Annotated in this window: 5 protein-coding genes; 4 read left to right on the forward strand and 1 reads right to left on the reverse strand. The window is 34.7% G+C overall.

Translation table 11 applies throughout. The annotated features are described in order from the left end of the window. From D6734_11795 to D6734_11810, 4 genes are all read left to right on the forward strand, one after another. The coding region (locus D6734_11795; GenBank protein RMF92654.1) for a heat-inducible transcriptional repressor HrcA at positions 1-476 on the forward strand (476 nt) is incomplete at its 5' end. Continuing rightward, the gene (dnaJ, locus tag D6734_11800; protein ID RMF92655.1) at positions 476-1,537 is read left to right on the forward strand and encodes a molecular chaperone DnaJ; all 1,062 of its coding nucleotides are present in this window, start codon (positions 476-478) and stop codon (positions 1,535-1,537) included. The genes D6734_11795 and dnaJ, both read left to right, overlap by 1 nt. After that, on the forward strand, positions 1,515-2,435 hold the full coding sequence (locus D6734_11805) for a 50S ribosomal protein L11 methyltransferase (protein ID RMF92656.1): 921 nt from the start codon (positions 1,515-1,517) through the stop codon (positions 2,433-2,435). Before dnaJ ends, D6734_11805 begins: the two co-directional genes overlap by 23 nt. A gap of 3 nt (positions 2,436-2,438) precedes the next feature. Next, entirely contained in the window at positions 2,439-3,179 is a 741-nt protein-coding gene (locus D6734_11810) for a 16S rRNA (uracil(1498)-N(3))-methyltransferase (GenBank protein RMF92657.1), read from the forward strand. Between the two features lie 44 nt (positions 3,180-3,223). Here D6734_11810 and D6734_11815 read toward each other — a convergent pair. Continuing rightward, on the reverse strand, positions 3,224-3,523 hold a 300-nt coding region (locus D6734_11815), incomplete at its 5' end, for a prepilin peptidase (protein ID RMF92658.1).

Genomic DNA, 3,523 nt, shown 5'->3' on the forward strand with positions numbered 1-3,523 from the left:
CTTTTAGAGGTTATAGCCTTATAGAAATAAAATTATCTCTTGAAAATATGCTTTTAAAAGAAAAAGAAAAATTTGACAGGATAATTAACAAAGCTATGGCTATGTGCAAAGTTGCTTTCGATAAAGATGAGAGTGCGGACATTTATTATCACGGCACTTCAAACATATTGGAAAAACCAGATTTTACAGATATCGAGGAGCTGAAGCTTCTTCTAAAGGCATTTGAAGAAAAAAGCGCTATTCTGAAACTTCTAAACAAGTGTCTCCAAGAAAAGGGGGTTGCAATTTACATTGGAGCAGAATCTTCTATCGAAAAAATGGAGGATATAAGCGTAATTGCTTCAACCTATTCAACAGGTGAAAAAACTTTGGGAACATTAGGTATTGTGGGACCTAAAAGGATGGATTATTCTGAGCTTATACCCCTTGTTGCGCTGACTGCAAAATTAATAACCAATCATTTCAGTAGGATATAATGGAAAATAGAAACTTCTATGAAATACTTGGCGTCAGCCATGATGCCACAGAAAGCGAAATAAAACGCGCATATCGCAAATTAGCAATTAAATTTCATCCAGATAAAAACAATGGGAGCAAAAAATACATTAATCGCTTTCTTGAAGTAGCCGCTGCTTACGAAGTTTTAAGCGATGCGAAAAAGAGAAAGGAATACAATGCGCTTCTTCTTTCTTCAAAAGGCAATATTTCAAATGATGTCTTTGAAGTATATAAAAGGAGTTTCAATGGTTTCAGCTCTCTCTTTAATGACATCTACAATGATTTCGTAGGATTTTATAATAAAAAGGATATTTTAAAAAAGAAGAAGGGCGGAGACATCAAATTAACCACTGACATTACTCTTCACCAAGCGGCTTTTGGCACCAAAAAAACCATTGAATATGATGCTTTTCGTAAATGCACTCTCTGCAACGGCAGTGGAGCTATATATGAAAAGGATAAATCCCTTTGCCCTTCGTGCGCAGGTGTAGGAATTATTGAATATGAGCATGGCTTTTTCAAAGTACAGAGGATTTGTCGGGAATGTGAAGGCGATGGATTCATCATAAAGAATCCATGCCACAATTGTAACGGAGATGGTCGTGTTAAAAAGAAAATCAAGAAAACCTTTAAGATTCCACCAGGAATAGAATCAAAAAGCAGCTTAAGAATTTCTAATAAAGGAAATGTTGGAATAAGAGGAGGAAAAGCAGGCGACTTATATCTCTATATAAATGTTTTAGAGCATGAGTTCTTTAAACGCAATGGCAACGACATTAATTGTGAAGTACCTATTTCATTTACTAAAGCGGCCCTAGGTGGTGTAATTTCCGTCCCAACACTCAATGGAGAGAAAAAAATAAAAATTCGCGCCGGTACACAAAGTGGTGAACGAATTGAAATAAAAGGTGAAGGAATTATTGGGAAAAACAACAAGCGTGGAAGTCAATTTGTAAAATTAATTGTAACAACGCCTCAAAACCTTACAGAAAAAGAAATCTCACTTTTCCGTGAACTTGAAAAAAGTGGAAGAATCTGAATCTCCATTCTGGTGGCAGGTTTCTATTGTCATCCCTTCTTATCTAAAAGATGATGTCTCTTGCATACTTGCAGAGGAAATGACCAACGGCATTATTGAAAAATCTTATCGAAATTCAAAAAATAGACTTTCCCTTCAAGCTTTTTTTGCTCAAAACGACTTTGATGAAAAATTCAAAAACATCAAAAATAAACTTAATGAATTGACATCAAAGAGAAACTGTAAAGGATTAAAAATAACGGTTAACAAAAAAAAGTTAATGGACAAAAAATGGGGATGCAATTGGGCATCACATTTTAAACCGGTAAGGGTTGGGAAAAAACTTCTAATTTCGCCTCCTTGGACTGAATATTCTGACAGAAAAAAAAGAATCAATATAGTCATCTATCCGGGGATGGCATTCGGCACAGGGACGCATGAATCTACGAGACTCTGCCTCAAAATCATTGAGTATATTGTTTTGAATCAAAAAATGAAAAATTTGGATTCTTTTCTCGATATTGGATGTGGCTCGGGCATCCTTTCTATTGCAGCATATAAATTGGGATTTAAAAGAGTCAAGGGTTTTGATATTGACAAAGAGGCAATAAAAAATGCTAAATACAATTTGAAACTGAACAAACTCGAGGAAAATATCAAAATTCTTTGCGGCAGTCCAAAGATTGTAAAAAATGAATGCTTCACTTTCGTTGCCGTAAATATGGTATTAAATGAGCTTATATCTATCTCCTCCTATCTGCCAATGCTTGTTGAAAAGAAAGGGATGCTTGCCGTTTCCGGCATTATCAAAGGCCAGGATAAAGAATTCTTGAAAAATAAATTCATAAGCGAAAATTTTTTTAAAGAAAAAACATTCAGAGAAAATGAATGGAGAGGCATTCTTCTTTCAAGAAAATAGGAAATGACTATTCCAAGAATATACATAGAAAAGGATAAAATAGAAGATAATTTAATCATTGCCGACAAAGATGCATTCCACAAAATATCACATGTTTTAAGGTCAAAAAAGGGAGACAAGCTAATTTTCTTTGACGGGTCAGGCACTGAATATGAAACTATTGCCGAATCATTCAGCAAAAATCTATGCACCTGCAAAATTATCACTAAAAAAACGCATTCTTACAATGAAACAAATAAATTTTCTCTTCTTCTTGGAATTTTGAAAAAAGACAAGATGGAATCCTCCATAGAAAAAGCTGTCCAACTGGGTGTTTCTGAAATTATTCCTCTAAAATGCGAACGCACACAGGTAAAAATAAATAATGGGAAAGAAGAAGAAAAAAAAAAGAGATGGGAAAAGATTGCAATCGAAGCATGTGCACTATCACGCCGCGTTTATGTGCCCAAAATATTCCATCCCTTACCTGTTAATGAAGCCCTACCAAAAATTGCAGACGCCAATAGAAAAATTCTTCTATGGGAAAGAGAACAAAAAAGAATGAAAGATATTCTTCATAATAAGATAGGCAAAAAGAACCAAAAAATTGTCATAGCAATAGGCCCGGAAGGAGGCTTTACTGAATCGGAAGCAAAAAGTTTTATGAGCAGTGGTTTTATTTCTGCATCATTGGGGGATCACATTTTAAGCGCTGATACAGCAGTTATCTATGCACTTAGCATTCTCAAATATCTCACCGAATAACAATTCATCAAGTATTAATTCCTATGTCAATGTCATTTAGGCAATCATCTCAAATTTAAATAGAAAGAAACAATGTCATTGCCAAATAGAATAAATATTAAAGCACCAAATGACAAAAATATGCCGTAAGGTATTGGATATTTTCTATCTTTTCCTAAAAAGAGAATTATAACCAAACCGAAGATACTTCCCAACAGCGAGCCCGAAAAGAGTGTTACAATTACGCCTTTAATACCTGTAAATGAACCAATCATTGCAAGAAGTTTTATATCTCCGCCTCCCATACCTTCAATTCCTGTTATCTTCTCATATATCCAACCTATTGAATAAAGCACTCCTCCACC

The sequence above is a fragment of the Candidatus Schekmanbacteria bacterium genome (assembly GCA_003695725.1).
Taxonomy (GTDB): domain Bacteria; phylum Schekmanbacteria; class GWA2-38-11; order GWA2-38-11; family J061; genus J061.